Origin of the sequence: Microbacterium sp. CnD16-F (assembly GCF_024124465.1) — a bacterium.
Lineage (GTDB): Bacteria > Actinomycetota > Actinomycetes > Actinomycetales > Microbacteriaceae > Microbacterium > Microbacterium gawkjiense.
Genome location: NZ_JAMXSA010000001.1, coordinates 65,017 through 80,271, shown reverse-complemented (window position 1 = coordinate 80,271; position 15,255 = coordinate 65,017). Strand labels below are relative to the sequence as shown.

The following is a 15,255-nucleotide window of genomic DNA, read 5'->3' as shown; positions in this document are numbered from 1 at the left end:
GCGCACCGCACAGACACCGACGAGAAGGGGGAGCCGTGGACCGACCATCGGCTCCCCCTTCCCGTGCGTCCCGGACCCCGCGCGGCGCGGAACGCACGCCCCGATCGGGTCGACGCGTCGACGTCCGCGACTGGGTCGGCGGCATCCGGATGTCGGGGTTCATGGGGATCATGCTCGGGCTCGTCGTGCTCGCGGCGTTCGTCCTCGTCCCGACGATCGGCACCTACGTCGACCAGCGGCAGCAGATCGCGGCCCTCACCCACGACGTCCAGGCGACGAAGGACGAGATCACCCAGCTGACGAGCGAGCGCGAACGCTGGCGCGACGAGGCCTACATCGTCGCCCAGGCCCGCGAGCGGCTGTACTATCGGCGGCCCGGCGAGGTCGTGTACCTCGTCGCGGACGACCTCCCCACCGACCTGATCGAGCCCGCGCAGCGCCCCGTCAGCGATGACGTCCAGGAGACGCAGCGCGATTGGATGACGCAGTTCCTGCGCTCCGTCACCGAGGCGGGACTCGCAGGGACCGTGGCCCCGGGCTGACGCCCAGCTCTCACGCGCGTCGCCCGGTACCCTTGACCGGTGCCTCATCCGACACTCTCGCCCGCGTCAGCCGCCGATCACGACACCATGCGTGAGCAGCTGGGGCGCCCCATGCGCGGCGTGATCGGCATCGCGGCGCGATGCGTCTGCGGTAATCCGACGGTGGTGGCCACCGAACCGCGGCTGCCCGACGGCACCCCGTTCCCGACGTTCTACTACCTGACCCATCCGGGGGCGACGGCCGCCATGTCGGCCCTCGAGGCGACCCAGGTGATGCGGGAGCTGAACGACGACCTCGCCGCCGACGAGGACCTCGCGGCGTCCTACGCCCGCGCCCACGACGCCTATCTCGCCGACCGCGAGGTGCACGGTGCCGTCCCCGAGATCGCCGGCGTGTCCGCGGGCGGGATGCCGACCCGCGTGAAGTGCCTGCACGCCCTCGCCGCGCACTCCCTCGCCGCCGGTCCCGGAGTGAACCCGATCGGCGACATCGCCCTCGCGCGCGGGTCGTGGTCGCCGCAGCGGTGCACCTGCGCGACGCCGAGGGTGACCGGATGAGGGGAGTCCGCGCCCTTCTCGCCGCCGCGGTCGTCGCCGTCACGGCGGTGCTCACGGCGGCCGCGCCCGCCCCGTCGCCGACGCCCCCGCCGGTCGATCCGGTGCGGAACATGGAGTACTGGCTGAAGGAGTACGGGATCTCCGAGGCTTGGAAGACGACCAAGGGCGCCGGGACGACGATCGCCGTCATCGACACGGGCATCGGCAAAGGGCCGAAGGAACTCGACGGCGCCGTCGTCGGAGGAGCCGACTTCTCAGGGGTGGGGAAGGCCGACGGCCGCACGCCCGTGGGAGACAGCGACCGTAACCACGGCAGTTGGGTCGCGTCTCTCGCCGCAGGCCGGGGGACGGCGGCCGACAAGGGCATGATCGGGGTGGCCCCGGAGGCCGACCTGCTGTCGCTCTCGATCGGCTTCGGGAGCTCGGCGAGCGTCCCGTTCGTCGATCAGGTCGCCGAGGCGATCCGGTGGGCGGTCGATCACGGCGCCGACGTCATCAACCTCTCGTTCACGACGAACACCCTCGATTGGGACCGGTCGTGGGACGACGCCTTCCTCTACGCATTCGACCACGACGTCGTGGTCGTCGTCGCCGCCGGCAACCGCGAGAGCGGCACCGAGGAGGTCGGCGCCCCCGCGACGATCCCGGGCGTCCTGACGGTCGGCGGGGTGGACCGGGAGGGGCGAGCGAGTCGAACGGCCTCGACGCAGGGCATCGTCATCGGCATCTCCGCGCCGAGCGAGGAGCTGCTGGGTGTCTCCGCGAACGGCGACCTCGTCATCTGGGACGGTACGAGCGGCGCGGCCCCCATCGTCGCCGGTGTCGCCGCCCTGGTGCGGTCCGCACACCCCGACCTGGATGCCGCGAACGTGATCAAGCGGATCATCGCCACCGCGACGCCGAGCGAGCGCGCGAAGAAGGTGCCCGACCCGCTCTACGGGTACGGCCTCATCAACGCCGCCAAGGCGGTCTCCGCTCCGGTGGCGAAGGTCTCGGCGAACCCGATGGGCGACCTCCGCGAGTGGATCCGGCTCTACCGTCGAGCCGAATCGACCCCGCAGACGAGCCCGACCCCGACCCCCTACACGGTGGCACCGCTGCCCGAGGCTGAGCCGCCGAGTTCGGCCGCATCGCCGCTCCTGCCGAGCAGCGATTCGCTGCGCTACGGGACGGTGCCGCTGATCGTGGTCAGCCTGGGGACTATACTGATCGTGCTCGGGGTCACCGCTGCTGCCCGGCGCATCCGATCGGCGCGCACCCCGCGACCGCCGAGCCGTTGAATCAAGGAGTTCTTCCGACTGTGACTACCACTGTGCCCAAGATCCTGGTCGTCGGAGGCGGCTACGCCGGTTTCTACACTGCGTGGAAGCTCGAGAAGCACCTCCGCAAGGGTGAGGCCGAGGTCACGATCGTCGACCCGCTCCCGTACATGACGTACCAGCCGTTCCTCCCCGAGGTCGCGGCGGGCGGCATCGAGGCCCGCCACGTCGTGGTCGGTCTGCGTCGCCACCTGAAGCGCACGCGCATCGTCATCGCCAAGGTCACCGGCATCGACCACGCCAGCAAGACGGCGACGATCACGCCCGAGGTCGGCGAGCCGTGGCAGGAGCAGTACGACCAGATCGTCGTGACCGCCGGCGCCGTTTCGCGCACCTTCCCGATCCCCGGCATCGCCGAGAACGCGATCGGCCTGAAGACGATCGAAGAGGCCGTCGCGATCCGCGACCGCATCCTCACGAACTTCGACCGGGCCGCGAACCTGCCTCCCGGGCCGGAGCGCGACCGTCTGCTGACCGTCGTCGTCGTCGGCGGTGGCTTCGCCGGCATCGAGGTGTTCGCCGAGACGCGCGCCTTCGCGAGTGCGCTGCTGAAGGACTACCCGACGATCTCGTTCGAGGAGACGCACTTCCACCTCATCGAGGCGATGGGGCGCATCATGCCCGAGGTGTCGCTCAAGACGAGCGAGTGGGTCCTCAAGGACCTCGCCAAGCGCGGCGCCAACGTCCACCTCGACACCCAGGTCAAGGGCGCCGTCGATGGGAATGTCGAGCTCTCGACGGGCCAGGTCATCCCGACCGATGTGATCATCTGGACCGCCGGTGTCATGGCGAACCCCACCGTCGTCCGCGGCAGCGACCTGCCCGTCGAGGAGCGGGGCCGTCTGCGCACGCGCGCCGACCTGCGGGTGGGCACGCCCGAGGAGGTCGTCGAGGGCGCCTGGGCCGCCGGTGATGTCTCCGCCGTCCCGGACCTCTCCGGCGGCGGTGTCGGCGGGTTCTGCGTCCCGAACGCCCAGCACGCGGTTCGTCAGGGCAAGCTGCTCGCGAAGAACATCGTGGCCGTCCTCCGGGGCGAGGAGCCCAAGGAGTACTTCCACAAGAACCTCGGCGCGGTCGCCGGGCTCGGCCTCTACAACGGCGTCTTCCAGTCCGGCAAGATCGCCATCAAGGGCTTCTTCGCCTGGATCGCGCACCGCGGTTACCACGGTCTCGCCATGCCGACCTTCGAGCGCAAGTTCCGCGTCGTCGGCGACTGGTGGCAGAACTTCTGGCTCGGCCGCGACAACGTCTCGATGGAGACGCTGCAGAACCCCCGGTACGTCTTCGAGGAGTTCGCTGCGCGTCCGCGTCCGGCCGCCCCCGAGACCCCCGCGATCGACCCGAAGACGGTCGCCGCGGAGAAGACCGGCAAGGTCGCCGCGAGCTGACCGACAGCGTTCCCGCGACCCCCGTTCCGGCCTCGGCCGGCGGGGGTCGCGTCGTGTCGGGGATACGCTGACGGGAGGCCCCCGTAGCCCAATGGCAGAGGCAGGCGACTTAAAATCGCTTCAGTCTGGGTTCGAGTCCCAGCGGGGGTACGACGCCGGCACGATGCTGGGCGGATCTGCATCCCCCCATCGTTCGATGGTCTGCGCGGTCCAGTACACGGCGAACGCGCCCAGGGCGACCGCTTCGCCGATCAGCACGCCCACCGTGTCCGGGTTCGCGATCGCCGCGCCGACCGTCGTGACGAGGGCCGCCGCGATGACGATGGACACCGCGAGGTAGACGCGGCGATATCCCGCCGCAGGGGGATCCTCGCCGAAGGACGTCACCCAGGGGATCGCCGCGAACATCGCGAAGAAGCAGACCGTGGCGACCAGGTGAAGGTTGATTCCACCGGGAAACGGGAACACAGCCGCAGGGCCCGGGGCGAATGCGAGGGTCGCGAGAGCGATGACGACCGCGGACGCGGTGCCTCCGACGATCGCCACCCGTCGCCAGGCCAGGTCCCCGCGTGCCGCCAGGACGATGCCCAGGGCGACGAGGATCGTCACCATCGTCAGGTACACGCCGACCCCGTTCCGGACGGTGGGCAGGACCTCCGACGGGACGGACGGCTCACCGCGGTAGCCGGTGGGGACGATGGCGATCAGCGGGGCGAACACAGCGGCGATGTCGAGGAGCATGGACTCCGTGTCGCGGCCAGAGAGGACCAGCAGTGCGACGCCGGCAGCGGTCAGCGCGCCGACGAAGACGCCGCCCGCGGGGGAGTAGTAGTAGTCGCTGATGGACGGGAGGGGCTGCCCGCCGCTGCGTATCAGCTCGATGAGGACGGATGCCGCCAGGGCCACGACGATGCCGACGAGGGCGAGTCGGAGGTACCGATGCGTGCGCAGACCCGTCACCCCACCGACACTACAAGTCGCACCCCGTGTGCAACGCCTGGGAAGTGCGGCCGGGCGCCCGCATCCACCGGGTCGGCCTCGTTAGGATGATCAGGCTATCGATCGGAGACTCATGGAAATCCTCATCCCGGTCCTCGTCGTCGTCGCCCTCCTCGTCATCGTCGGCGTCTACCTCTGGGCCACCTACAACTCGCTCGTCGCCCTGAACGTGCGGGTCGATGAGGCGTGGAGCGACATCACGGTGCAGCTCAAGCGCCGCGCGGACCTCTTGCCCAACCTGATCGAGACCGTCAAGGGCTACGCCGCGCACGAGAAGGCGGTCTTCGAGAACGTCACTCAGGCGCGTGCCGAGACCCTGACCGCGACCACCCCCGCCGATGCGGGCGTCGCCGAAGGCCACATGCAGCAGGCGCTGAAGTCGCTGTTCGCGGTCGCCGAGGCCTACCCGCAGCTCCAGGCGAGCCAGAACTTCCTGCAGCTGCAGCAGGCCGTGGTCGACACCGAGGACAAGATCCAGGCGTCCCGCCGGTTCTACAACGGCGGCGTCCGCGAGCTGAACACGAAGATCAAGGTCTTCCCGAACAACCTCTTCGCCCGGCGGCTCGGATTCGGCGAGCGGGAGTTCTTCGAGGTGGTCGACGGCGCGGCGATCGCCGAGCCGCCGCGGATCCAGTTCTGACGCGCCGCGTCGCCCGGGGCGCACGTCCTAGGATGGCCCAGTGAGCGGCACCGACGACAAGCACCGGAACGGGTTCTTCGACGCGCTCCGCGCGCGCACCGTCTCCACCGAGGTGTCCCAGACGGTTCCGCGGGGTCTCAAGATCGCGACCGCCTACGCCTGGCGTTTCCTCGTCCTCGCCGCGGCGATCGCGGTGCTCGTGTGGATCGTCATCCAGCTGCGCCTGCTCATCATCCCGCTGCTGGCGGCGATCCTCATCACAGCCCTCGTGTGGCCGTTGTTCTCGTGGCTGCTGCAGCGGCGGTTGCCGCGCTGGCTCGCCCTGATCCTCACCCTGCTGTTGACCATCGCCGTCGTCGTCGGGTTGCTGTGGATCGCCATCTGGCAGATCACGCGGGATGCCGCATCCGTCCGAGACCGCACCGTCCAGGGCATCGCCCAGTTCCGCGACTACCTCATCGAGGGCCCGCTGCATCTGACGGGCGGGCAGATCGACGACGCCGTGCGGCAGGCCTTCGGCATCCTTCAGGAGCAGGCCCAGCTGCTGTGGTCGGGGGCCCTCGCCATCGGCTCTACCCTCGGCCACGTCGCCACCGGCATCCTGCTGACGCTCTTCATCCTCATCTGCACCCTCGCGGACGGCGGCGGGATCTGGCGGTGGACGGTACGGCTATTCCCGACGCGCGCCCGCGCCGCGGTCGACGGGGCCGGCCGGGCGGGATGGCGCACGGTCATCAACTACGCGCGGACCCAGCTCCTGGTCGCGACGATCGACGCCATCGGCATCGGGCTCGGTGCCGCGCTCCTCGGGGTGCCGCTGGCGGCCCCCATCGGCGTGCTCGTCTTCCTGGGCGCCTTCGTGCCGTTCGTCGGCGCGGTCCTGACAGGCGCCCTGGCCGTGTTCCTCGCCCTCGTCTACAACGGACCCTGGATCGCCCTGTGGATGCTCGTCATCGTCCTCGGCGTGCAGCAGCTGGAAGGCCACGTCCTGCAGCCGCTGCTCATGGGCTCGGCGGTCAAGGTGCACCCGCTCGCGGTCGTGCTCGCCGTCGCCGGCGGGGCGATGGTCGCGGGGATCGCCGGCGCGGTGTTCGCCGTGCCGCTGGCCGCCTTCTTCAACGTCGTCTGGCTCTACCTCTCGCGGCGCGGGTGGGAGCAACCGGTGGACCCCGGTCCCGACGACCTCATCTGGAGTACCGTGCCGCGACGCAGGAGGATGACCGCGTGACCGATCAGGCGAAGATCGCCGCCCCGACCCTGGCCGAGTTCGAGACCGCCGCGACCGAACTCGCCGGCGTCGTCTCGCGGACGCCCGTCGAGGACTCGGAGTTCCTCTCGGGCGTGCTGGGCGCGCCCGTGCACCTCAAGCTCGAGAACCTGCAGCGCACCGGGTCGTTCAAGATCCGCGGGGCGACCTACCGGCTGTCGCGCCTGACGGCGGAGGAGCGCTCGCGCGGCGTCGTCGCGGCCTCAGCGGGGAACCACGCGCAGGGTGTCGCACTCGGTGCGCAGACCCTCGGCATCCCCGCGACGATCTTCATGCCGCTCGGCGTCCCCGTCCCCAAGCTCCTCGCCACGCGGGGGTACGGCGCCGACGTCATCCTCGAGGGCGCGACGGTCGAGACCCCGCTCCGCCTCGCGCAGGAGTTCGCCGAGCGGACCGGTGCGGTCTTCATCCCGCCCTACGACAACCACGACATCATCATCGGCCAGGGCACCCTCGGGCTCGAGCTCATGGACGAGATCCCGGGCCTGGAGACCATCGTCGTCGGCATCGGCGGCGGGGGACTGGCGGCGGGAGTCGCCGCCGCCGCGAAGGCCCGCGCCGCGGCGGAGGGTCGCGCGATCCGCATCATCGGTGTGCAGGCCGAGAACTCCGCGGGCTACCCCGGCTCGCTCCTCGCGGGGCGCCCGATCGACGCCGAGCACACCTCGCCGACCATCGCCGACGGCATCGCCGTCAAGCGGCCCGGCGCGATCCCGTTCGACATCATCCGCGACCTCATCGACGAGGTCGTCACCGTCAGCGACGACGACATCGCGCGGGCGATCCTCGTGCTCATCGAACGCGCGAAGCAGGTCGTCGAGCCCGCCGGCGCCGTGGGTGTCGCCGCGATCCTCACCGGCAAGGTGACCGCGTCGGGTCCCACGGCGGCGATCCTCTCGGGCGGCAACATCGACCCGCTGCTGCTGCAGCGCGTCGTCGCGCACGGGCTCGCGGCATCCGGACGGTACATGACGCTGCAGATCCCGCTGCCCGACCGTCCCGGTCAGCTGGCGCGGGTGTCGGAGCTGCTGTCGGTGGTCGGGGCGAACGTCATCGAGGTCCTGCACACCCGCCACGGACAGGGACTGCAGATCAGCGAGGTCATCCTGCAGCTGAGCGTCGAGACGCGCGGCGAGGAGCACCGCGCGCAGGTCCTCGCGATCCTGCAGGACGCCGGCTACGCCCCGACGGTCGTCCCGAACTGAGCGTGCCGGCGCACCCGGGTCATCGACCCGCCCGCGTCACTGACCCGAGTAGGTCTCGACCTTGACGACCTCGACGGTGATCTCGCGCCCGTTGGGAGCGGTGTAGCTCGTCTTCTCGCCTTCGCGCAGGCCCATGATGGCCTCGCCCAGGGGGGAGGCCTCGCTGTAGACGTCGAGCTCGCTGTTCGCGCCGATCTCGCGGTTGCCGAGCAGGAACACCTCTTCGCCGCCGGCGACGATCGCGGTGACGACGGTGCCCGACTGTACGGTGCCGTCGGACTCGGGGGCGACGCCGACCTTGGCGTCCTTCAGCAGCTGCTGGAGGGTCCGGATGCGGGCCTCCTGCTTGCCCTGCTCGTCCTTGGCCGCGTGGTAGCCGCCGTTCTCCTTGAGGTCGCCCTCTTCGCGGGCGGCCTCGATGCGCTTGGCGATCTCCTCGCGGCCCGTCGTCGAGAGCTCCTCGAGCTCGGCGGCGAGGCGGTCGTAGGCCTCCTGGGTCAGGAACGTCTCGGACACGTGATCTCCCGGTGCGGTCGATGGGTAAGCCAAACGCCCCGGCAAGTCACCGGGGCGCGAGAACCTTCAGCTTAGATGATCCAGCAGGAGCGGACAAAACCCGTGGTGGGGCGCGCGGTGGTCGGGATCCGCTCCGTGATGATGCGGGAGTGATCCTCGGATGCCGGGACCTCCACGACTGAGAAGCCGACGATCCCGTGCTCGGCGTCCTGCGCCTCCAGCGAGCAGGCGACCGCCGTGCCGGGATTCACGGTCACCTGCACGCGGACCTCGACGGTGCGGTCGTCGACGAGGGTGAAGCCCGTCGTGTCGGCGTCGACGGAGTTGACGGCGTTCGAGACGGTCGTCCACCCCAGCAGCCCCGTCGCGGCGACAGCGATGACCCCGATGACCACCCAGGTCCACCGACGCGACGCCGCGGAACGCGTGCGGCCGTACCGATCCGCCAGCTTTCGGTCGACGTCGGTCAGGGTCATGCGGCATCCGTTCTAGGCTGGGATTCCAGGCTATTCGCTCTGGCTGAGGAATGAGGTCACATGCCGGATCTGCGATGGCTCGCCGTCTCGCCGAGTCCCACCCCGACGACGCCCCCGCCGGAGGCGGTGACCCCCGGTGTCGCCGGGTTCATCGCGATCGCGATCGTGGCCGTGGTCATCGTGCTCCTCGCGATCGACATGCTCCGCCGCATCCGTCGTGCGCAGTACCGCTCCGACGTCAACGAGATGCTCGACGCGGAGGAAGCGGCCGCACGCGGCGAGGGCCCCGGGGACGACCCCGGCGCCGCGCCGGGCGACGTCAGCCCGGAAGACCCAGCGAAGGGCTGAGGGGCTCCAGCGAGATCAACAGGCACGCGCTCCAGTGGCACAGGAACGCGAGCACCGTGCAGACGTGGAAGATCTCGTGGAACCCGAAGTGCCCCGGCCACGGGTTCGGGCGCTTCATCGCGTACACGACCGCGCCGCCGGTGTAGAGCAAGCCACCGACGATCACGAGCACCATCATCGCCACGCTCGCCCGCAGCAGGTCGCCGAGGTACATGACGGCGGCCCAGCCGAGCAGCAGGTAGAGGGCGACGTAGAGCCAGCGGGGCGCGTGGATCCAGAACACCCGGAAGAGGATGCCGAGAAGGGCACCCGACCACACCAGGACGAGCAGCAGCGTGCCCTGCCCGGGGGCGAGGGCGAGCGTCGCGATCGGCGTGTACGTGCCCGCGATCAGCAGCAGGATGTTCGCGTGGTCGATGCGCTTGAGGACGACTTTGGTCCGCGGCCCCCAATCGAACCGGTGGTACAGCGCCGAATTGCCGAACAGCAGAAGCGACGTGACCATGAACACGGCCGCCGCCCACTTCGCCGGAGCCCCCTGCGCGAGCGCGATCAGGACCACGCCCGCGGCGATCGCGACGGGGAAGGTTCCGGCGTGGATCCAGCCGCGCCAGGTCGGTCGGACCTCCACCCGGGCATCGACCGCACCGGCTTCGAGGAGGGGGAGCTGAGGCATCTCGGCGCCGCCGTCGGCATCGTTTCGGGTCACGCGACGAGCCTACGCTCGCCGCCATGCGCGAGGCTGAATACGCGCCCCTGCTCACCGCGATCGGCGGGCCGGAGTAGCGTAGCCGTGTGACCCGCGCCTCCTCGACTCAAGGACGGGGTCTGCTGTACCGCCTGTACAGCTCGAGGCTGCGTCGGGAGATCGACGCGGGCACCGTGCCGCATCACGTCGCGATGATGATCGACGGCAACCGTCGGTGGGCGCGTCAGCTCGGGTACACCACCGTCTCGCACGGCCATCGCGCGGGCGCCGCCAAGATGCACGAGTTCCTCCGCTGGTGCGACGAGCTCGGCATCCAGGTCGTCTCGCTGTACCTGCTCTCCACCGACAACCTCGTCAAACGGGATTCGCAGGAGCTCACCGATCTGATCGAGATCATCGCGGACCTCGCCGAGACGCTCTCGCACGAGCCGGGCTGGCGGGTCAAGCACGTCGGACGCGCCGAGGTGCTGCCGCCCGTACTGGCGGACGGTCTCCGGACGGCGGAGGATCGCACCCGCGAGAACACCGGCCTGCACGTCAACCTCGCCGTCGGGTACGGCGGGCGCGGCGAGATCGTGGATGCCGTCCGCAGCATCATCTCGAAGCATCAGGAGAAGGGCGGCTCCCTCGAGGAGCTCGCCGAGAGCCTGACACCCGAACAGATCGGCGAGCACCTCTACACCGGCGGGCAGCCCGATCCCGATCTCGTCATCCGGACCTCCGGCGAGCAGCGGCTCAGCGACTTCCTGCTCTGGCAGTCGGCGCACAGCGAGTTCTACTTCGTCGAAGCCCTGGGGCCCGACCTCCGCGAGGTCGACTTCCTGCGCGCGATCCGCGACTTCGGCGACCGCGATCGGCGCTTCGGCAGCTGAGGCGCACCCCCGGCATCCGTGGGAAAATCGGTCGGTGAGCGATCTCGAGTCCTACCTGTCCGGTTTCGACGTCGAACCCGGCTACCTCAACTGGGCCTCCTTCGGGCCCCCGTCGGCCGCGGTGCGGGAGGAAGCGCGTGCCGACGAGGAGGCTTCGGCCACCGGCCGTCCGTCCGGCATCCACCTCATCGCCGGCCATGTCGACGAGGCCCGCGCGCTCGTGGCCGAGGTGCTCGCGGCGGACGTCGATGAGGTCACCCTCGCGCCGTCCACGACGGACGCCCTGTTCCACGCGATGTTCGGCCTGTCGGGGACGGTCGTCCTCTCGCCGAACGAGTACCCGTCGATCCCCGTCGCGGCCCGCCGCGCCGCCGACATCCGGGGCGCCCTCACGGTCCGCGAGCTCGATCCCGCGATCGCGAGCGTGACCCCCGACGCCGTGCGCGACGCGCTCACCGACGAGGTCACGGCGGTGGCCGTCAGCCTCGTCGACTACCGGACCGGGTACCTCGCCGACCTGCCCGCCCTGAGGGAGGTCGTGGGCGACCGACTGCTCATCGTCGACGCGATCCAGGGGTTCGGCGTCGTCGACGTCGACTGGGCGGCGGCCGACGTCGTCGCCGGGCACGGGTACAAGTGGGTCCGCGCCGGCCGCGGGACGGGCTTCGCGCGGTTCTCGGCCCGCGCCCGGGAACGCATCGCCCCGGTGCTCGCGGGTGTCGCCGGCACCGACGCGGAACTCGGCGACCTCGAGGTGGGTCCGCCCAGGGCGGGCGCCGCCGCCTACGCCGTCTCGCGTCCGGACCCGCAGGCGGCGGGTCGCCTGAGCGCCGCCCTGCGCGAGATGACGGATGCCGGCATCCCGGCCGTCGCGGGGCTCGTCGCCGAGAACGCGCGACGGGTCATGGCGATCGCGGACGCGCACGGCATCCCGGTCCTCACCGATCGCGACCGGCACGCCGGGATCGTGGCGTTGGCCCCCGAGCCGGGGCGCGCGGGGGTCATCGCCGCCGAACTCGCCAACGCGGGTGTCATCGCGACCGTGCGGGACGGGCTCATCCGGGTCTCCCCGCACGCCGGCACCTCCGACGCCGCCTTCGACCTCCTCGAGGGCGCTCTCGCCGCCTCCCAGTCGGGTCCGATCGTCTCCCCGCCCGCCGCCGTGCTGCCGCTGCTCGGCTGACACGGAGAGTTCACGCATCCGACACATCCGGCGGCGTGTCGCGGCGCCGCCGTGTCGCTCGGGGCGCCTACGTTCATCCCAACGGGCAAAGCGCCTGTTCGAGTCGGCCTCTCACGACTCGTGACCCCAGGTCGACTCGTGACTGCCGGGTGGGTTCCACCCGGGGCGGGAGTGGGTTGTGGCCACACGAGCACCTGAGAAGCAGCAGCACCAGGACGGGACCGCGGACGCGGCCCAGGACCAGGATCTCCGCACGTACGTGCTGGACACCTCCGTCCTGCTGAGCGATCCGCGCGCGCTGTTCCGCTTCGCCGAGCATTCCGTCGTGCTGCCGGTCGTCGTCGTCACGGAGCTCGAGCGCAAGCGTCACGATCCCGAGATCGGCTACTTCGCCCGCCAGGCTCTCCGCCACCTCGACGAGTTGCGGGTCGAACACGGCCGACTCGACTTCCCCGTGCCGGTCGGCGCCGGCGGGACGCTCCGCGTGGAGCTCACGAACACCGACCCCACCGTCCTCCCCGCGGGGATGCGGCTGGGCGACAACGACACCCGCATCCTCTCCGTCGCGATGCACCTGAGCCAGGAGGGTCAGGCGGTCACGGTCGTCTCGAAGGACCTCCCGATGCGGGTGAAGGCCGCCTCGCTCGGTCTGCACGCCGAGGAGTACCTGGCCGAACAGGCCGTCGACTCGGGATGGACCGGTATCGCCTCGATCGACCTGTCGGGCGACGAGGTCAGCGACCTCTACGACAGCGAGGTGGGTGTCAGCGAGGACGTGCGCGGGCTCCCCGTCAACACCGGTCTCGTCATCCACTCCGAGCGCGGCTCCGCCCTCGGCCGGGTCACCGGCGACGGCTCCTACCGCCTCGTCCGGGGGGATCGCGACGTCTTCGGCTTGCACGGGCGTTCCGCCGAGCAGCGCATCGCGATCGACCTCCTGCTCGACCCGGAGGTCGGGATCGTCTCGCTGGGCGGCCGAGCGGGTACCGGCAAGTCGGCCCTCGCCCTGTGCGCGGGACTGGAATCGGTGCTCGAGAAGCAGCAGCAGAAGAAGATCATCGTCTTCCGGCCGCTGTTCGCGGTGGGCGGTCAGGAGCTCGGTTACCTGCCCGGCGACCAGCAGGAGAAGATGAACCCGTGGGGGCAGGCGGTGTTCGACACCCTCGGGTCCGTCGTCACCGGCAACGTCCTCGAAGAGGTCGTGGCGCGGGGGATGCTCGAGGTCATGCCGCTCACGCACATCCGCGGTCGGTCGCTCCACGATGCGTTCGTCATCGTCGACGAGGCCCAGTCGCTCGAGCGCAACGTCCTGCTGACGGTCCTCAGCCGCATCGGCCAGAACTCGCGCGTCGTCCTCACCCACGACGTGGGGCAGCGCGACAACCTGCGGGTCGGCCGTCACGACGGCATCGCGTCGGTCATCGAGACCCTCAAGGGCCACGACCTGTTCGGCCACGTGACCCTCGTGCGGTCGGAGCGCTCGGCGATCGCCGCACTCGTCACCGACCTGTTGGAGGCCGGCGAGCTGAGCTGACCCCGTCCGTACCGGCGACGCCCCCGACAGATCGGCCGGGGGCGTCGCCGTGTCCGTCGCTCACTCCCAGCGGTAGCCCTCGCCCCGGACCGTCACGATGTGGTCGGCCCCGAGCTTCGCACGGAGGTAGCGCACGTAGACGTCGACGACGTTCGAGCCCGGGTCGAAGTCGAGACCCCAGACACGGCTCAGCAGCACCTCGCGCGTGAGGACGTCGCCGGGGTTGCGCAGGAACTGCTCGGCGAGGGCGAACTCGCGGGACGACAGCTCGACGTCCCGTCCGTCGACGGTGGCCCGCCGGCCGAGGATGTCGAGCATCACGCCGCCGCGCGTCAGGGTGGTCGGCGCGCTCGCGGCGCTGTCGCGCAGGCGCGAGCGGACGCGCGCCATGAGCTCGGCGACCGCGAACGGCTTGGGGACGTAGTCGCTGGCCCCGGCATCCAACCCCTCGATCGTGTCGCTCGTGCCGCTGCGGGCCGTCAGCATGATCACCGGTGTCGTGTCGCCCGAGCCGCGCAGCTCGCGGAGGACGTCGAAACCGTCCATCGTCGGCAGCCCGACGTCGAGGACGATGAGGTCGACCTCGCCCGCCAGCGCGATCTCGAGGGCTTCGGGGCCGTCGTCGGCTCCCACGGCCTCGTAGCCCTCGGCGTGCACGGCGCGCGAGACGAGCGAGACGATGTGCGGTTCGTCGTCGACGATCAGGATGCGGGTCATTCAGTGGCCTCTCGCTGCAGGAGGACGTCGCCGGCGCGGATCGGGGACGGCAGGGCGCCCCGGGTGCCGGTCGGGATCTCCAGGGTGAACGTAGCACCGCCGCCGGGGGTGTCCGCCACGGCGCAGTGCCCGCCGTGCGCCTTCGCGATCGCATCGACGATCGCGAGTCCCAGTCCGGAACCGCCGACGTGGCGCTTGCCGGTGCCGCGGTCGAAGCGGCGGAAGATGCGGTGACGGACGGCCGGGGGGATGCCGGGGCCGTGATCGCGCACCCAGAGCTGCGCGCCGCCGGCGTGAACGGCGCTGCCGATCTCGATCGCGGTGCCGGCGGGGGAGTACTTGGTCGCGTTGTCGGCCAGCTGCAGCCACGCCTGCAGCAGGCGGTCGCCGTCGGCGCGGATGACCCCGTCCGCGCACTGCTCGACGCGCCACGCGTGATCGCCGATGACCCCGACCATCTCGAAGACCCGCTGCGTGAGGGCGGCCAGGTCGACGTCCCCCGTCGACACCTGCCCGCCCTCGACCGCGGCCAGCACGTCGATGTCGCCGATGAGGCGTGTCATGCGATCCAGCTCCGCCATCCCGAGGGAGCGGATCGCCTCGACGTCGTCGGGGTCGGCGGCATCCATCATCTCGAGGTGACCGCGCACGATCGTGATGGGCGTCTTCAGCTCGTGACGCACGTCGTCGAGCAGGCGTCGCTGGTTCTCGAACGCCCCCTCGACCGTGTCACCCGAGGGGAGGGATGCCGCGCCCCGCCGTTCGAGCACGGCCCAGCCCACGACGCCGACGCCCGCAAGGGCGGGGACGGCGGTCGCGCCCCACACGAGCGCGGTCCAGCCGGCTGCCTGCGGGGCGGTGAGCAGGACGACCACGAACGCCGCCGCACCCACGCCGACGAGGCCCGCCGCGGCGACCGCGAGAAGGATCCCGAGTCCCGGCGTGCCCTGTCGCGGTGGTGCGGCGGCGCTGTTCACGCTCC

At 70.9% G+C, this 15,255-nt stretch carries 17 protein-coding genes and 1 tRNA gene; 12 read left to right on the top strand and 6 right to left on the bottom strand.

Annotated features, from left to right (window positions below):
• The first annotated feature begins 35 nt into the window (after positions 1–35).
• From NH287_RS00415 to NH287_RS00395, 5 genes are all read left to right on the top strand, one after another.
• A complete protein-coding gene (locus NH287_RS00415; protein WP_253034011.1) occupies positions 36–542 on the top strand; it encodes a septum formation initiator family protein in 507 nt (168 codons plus the stop codon).
• An 87-nt stretch (positions 543–629) separates the two neighbouring features.
• Entirely contained in the window at positions 630–1,100 is a 471-nt protein-coding gene (locus NH287_RS00410) for a DUF501 domain-containing protein (RefSeq protein WP_064001748.1), read from the top strand.
• Complete coding sequence (locus NH287_RS00405) at positions 1,097–2,380, top strand: S8 family serine peptidase (RefSeq protein ID WP_253034010.1); 1,284 nt, start codon at positions 1,097–1,099, stop codon at positions 2,378–2,380. The genes NH287_RS00410 and NH287_RS00405 overlap by 4 nt, the downstream gene beginning before the upstream one ends.
• A gap of 32 nt (positions 2,381–2,412) precedes the next feature.
• The gene (locus NH287_RS00400; protein ID WP_253034009.1) at positions 2,413–3,807 is read left to right on the top strand and encodes an FAD-dependent oxidoreductase; all 1,395 of its coding nucleotides are present in this window, start codon (positions 2,413–2,415) and stop codon (positions 3,805–3,807) included.
• A gap of 77 nt (positions 3,808–3,884) precedes the next feature.
• A tRNA-Leu gene (locus NH287_RS00395) sits at positions 3,885–3,957 on the top strand.
• Here NH287_RS00395 and NH287_RS00390 read toward each other — a convergent pair.
• Positions 3,928–4,767 carry a hypothetical protein gene (locus NH287_RS00390; RefSeq protein ID WP_253034008.1) on the bottom strand — a complete coding sequence of 280 codons (840 nt, stop codon included), beginning with the start codon at positions 4,765–4,767 and terminating at the stop codon, positions 3,928–3,930. The genes NH287_RS00395 and NH287_RS00390 overlap by 30 nt on opposite strands.
• A 112-nt stretch (positions 4,768–4,879) precedes the next feature.
• Here NH287_RS00390 and NH287_RS00385 point away from each other — a divergent pair, with 112 nt between their 5' ends.
• From NH287_RS00385 to ilvA, 3 genes are read left to right on the top strand one after another with little or no spacing between them, the layout of a single operon-like run.
• Entirely contained in the window at positions 4,880–5,446 is a 567-nt protein-coding gene (locus NH287_RS00385; RefSeq protein WP_064001751.1) for a LemA family protein, read from the top strand.
• A gap of 40 nt (positions 5,447–5,486) precedes the next feature.
• On the top strand, positions 5,487–6,674 hold the full coding sequence (locus NH287_RS00380; RefSeq protein ID WP_253034007.1) for an AI-2E family transporter: 1,188 nt from the start codon (positions 5,487–5,489) through the stop codon (positions 6,672–6,674).
• The gene (gene ilvA / locus NH287_RS00375; protein ID WP_253034006.1) at positions 6,671–7,918 is read left to right on the top strand and encodes a threonine ammonia-lyase; all 1,248 of its coding nucleotides are present in this window, start codon (positions 6,671–6,673) and stop codon (positions 7,916–7,918) included. Before NH287_RS00380 ends, ilvA begins: the two co-directional genes overlap by 4 nt.
• A gap of 36 nt (positions 7,919–7,954) precedes the next feature.
• Here the strand turns inward: ilvA and greA are convergent, their stop codons facing one another.
• Positions 7,955–8,434, bottom strand: coding sequence for a transcription elongation factor GreA (gene greA, locus NH287_RS00370; RefSeq protein WP_064001754.1), 480 nt, complete (start codon positions 8,432–8,434; stop codon positions 7,955–7,957).
• A 71-nt stretch (positions 8,435–8,505) separates the two neighbouring features.
• Positions 8,506–8,910 carry a DUF4307 domain-containing protein gene (locus tag NH287_RS00365; protein WP_253034005.1) on the bottom strand — a complete coding sequence of 135 codons (405 nt, stop codon included), beginning with the start codon at positions 8,908–8,910 and terminating at the stop codon, positions 8,506–8,508.
• 60 nt (positions 8,911–8,970) lie between these two features.
• On the opposite strand from NH287_RS00365, the gene NH287_RS00360 reads away from it, so the two are divergent.
• A complete protein-coding gene (locus NH287_RS00360) occupies positions 8,971–9,258 on the top strand; it encodes a hypothetical protein (protein WP_064001756.1) in 288 nt (95 codons plus the stop codon).
• Here the strand turns inward: NH287_RS00360 and NH287_RS00355 are convergent.
• On the bottom strand, positions 9,230–9,934 hold the full coding sequence (locus NH287_RS00355; RefSeq protein WP_253034047.1) for a hemolysin III family protein: 705 nt from the start codon (positions 9,932–9,934) through the stop codon (positions 9,230–9,232). The two genes, NH287_RS00360 and NH287_RS00355, sit on opposite strands and share 29 nt — an antisense overlap.
• Before the next feature lie 119 nt (positions 9,935–10,053).
• Here NH287_RS00355 and NH287_RS00350 point away from each other — a divergent pair, with 119 nt between their 5' ends.
• From NH287_RS00350 to NH287_RS00340, 3 genes are all read left to right on the top strand, one after another.
• Positions 10,054–10,839, top strand: a complete 786-nt coding sequence (locus tag NH287_RS00350) for an isoprenyl transferase (protein ID WP_253034004.1) — start codon at positions 10,054–10,056, stop codon at positions 10,837–10,839.
• A 34-nt stretch (positions 10,840–10,873) separates the two neighbouring features.
• Positions 10,874–12,022 carry an aminotransferase class V-fold PLP-dependent enzyme gene (locus NH287_RS00345; protein ID WP_253034003.1) on the top strand — a complete coding sequence of 383 codons (1,149 nt, stop codon included), beginning with the start codon at positions 10,874–10,876 and terminating at the stop codon, positions 12,020–12,022.
• Positions 12,023–12,200: 178 nt separating this feature from the next.
• On the top strand, positions 12,201–13,556 hold the full coding sequence (locus NH287_RS00340) for a PhoH family protein (RefSeq protein WP_253034002.1): 1,356 nt from the start codon (positions 12,201–12,203) through the stop codon (positions 13,554–13,556).
• Positions 13,557–13,616: 60 nt separating this feature from the next.
• Here the strand turns inward: NH287_RS00340 and NH287_RS00335 are convergent, their stop codons facing one another.
• Positions 13,617–14,273 (bottom strand): response regulator transcription factor, encoded by a 657-nt coding sequence (locus NH287_RS00335; RefSeq protein WP_253034001.1) that lies wholly within the window; start codon positions 14,271–14,273, stop codon positions 13,617–13,619.
• Positions 14,270–15,250: a HAMP domain-containing sensor histidine kinase gene (locus tag NH287_RS00330; RefSeq protein ID WP_253034000.1), complete on the bottom strand. Its 981-nt coding sequence runs from the start codon at positions 15,248–15,250 to the stop codon at positions 14,270–14,272. Before NH287_RS00330 ends, NH287_RS00335 begins: the two co-directional genes overlap by 4 nt.
• Positions 15,251–15,255: the final 5 nt, after the last annotated feature.

Excerpts from the sequence above, each read along its gene's own strand:
- NH287_RS00410 (WP_064001748.1), top strand. The coding sequence starts at position 630 with ATGCGTGAGCAGCTGGGGCGCCCCATGCGCGGCGTGATCGGCATCGCG.
- NH287_RS00405 (WP_253034010.1), top strand. The coding sequence starts at position 1,097 with ATGAGGGGAGTCCGCGCCCTTCTCGCCGCCGCGGTCGTCGCCGTCACG.
- NH287_RS00385 (WP_064001751.1), top strand. The coding sequence starts at position 4,880 with ATGGAAATCCTCATCCCGGTCCTCGTCGTCGTCGCCCTCCTCGTCATC.
- NH287_RS00365 (WP_253034005.1), bottom strand. The coding sequence starts at position 8,910 with ATGACCCTGACCGACGTCGACCGAAAGCTGGCGGATCGGTACGGCCGC.
- NH287_RS00360 (WP_064001756.1), top strand. The coding sequence starts at position 8,971 with ATGCCGGATCTGCGATGGCTCGCCGTCTCGCCGAGTCCCACCCCGACG.
- NH287_RS00355 (WP_253034047.1), bottom strand. The coding sequence starts at position 9,934 with ATGCCTCAGCTCCCCCTCCTCGAAGCCGGTGCGGTCGATGCCCGGGTG.
- NH287_RS00335 (WP_253034001.1), bottom strand. The coding sequence starts at position 14,273 with ATGACCCGCATCCTGATCGTCGACGACGAACCGCACATCGTCTCGCTC.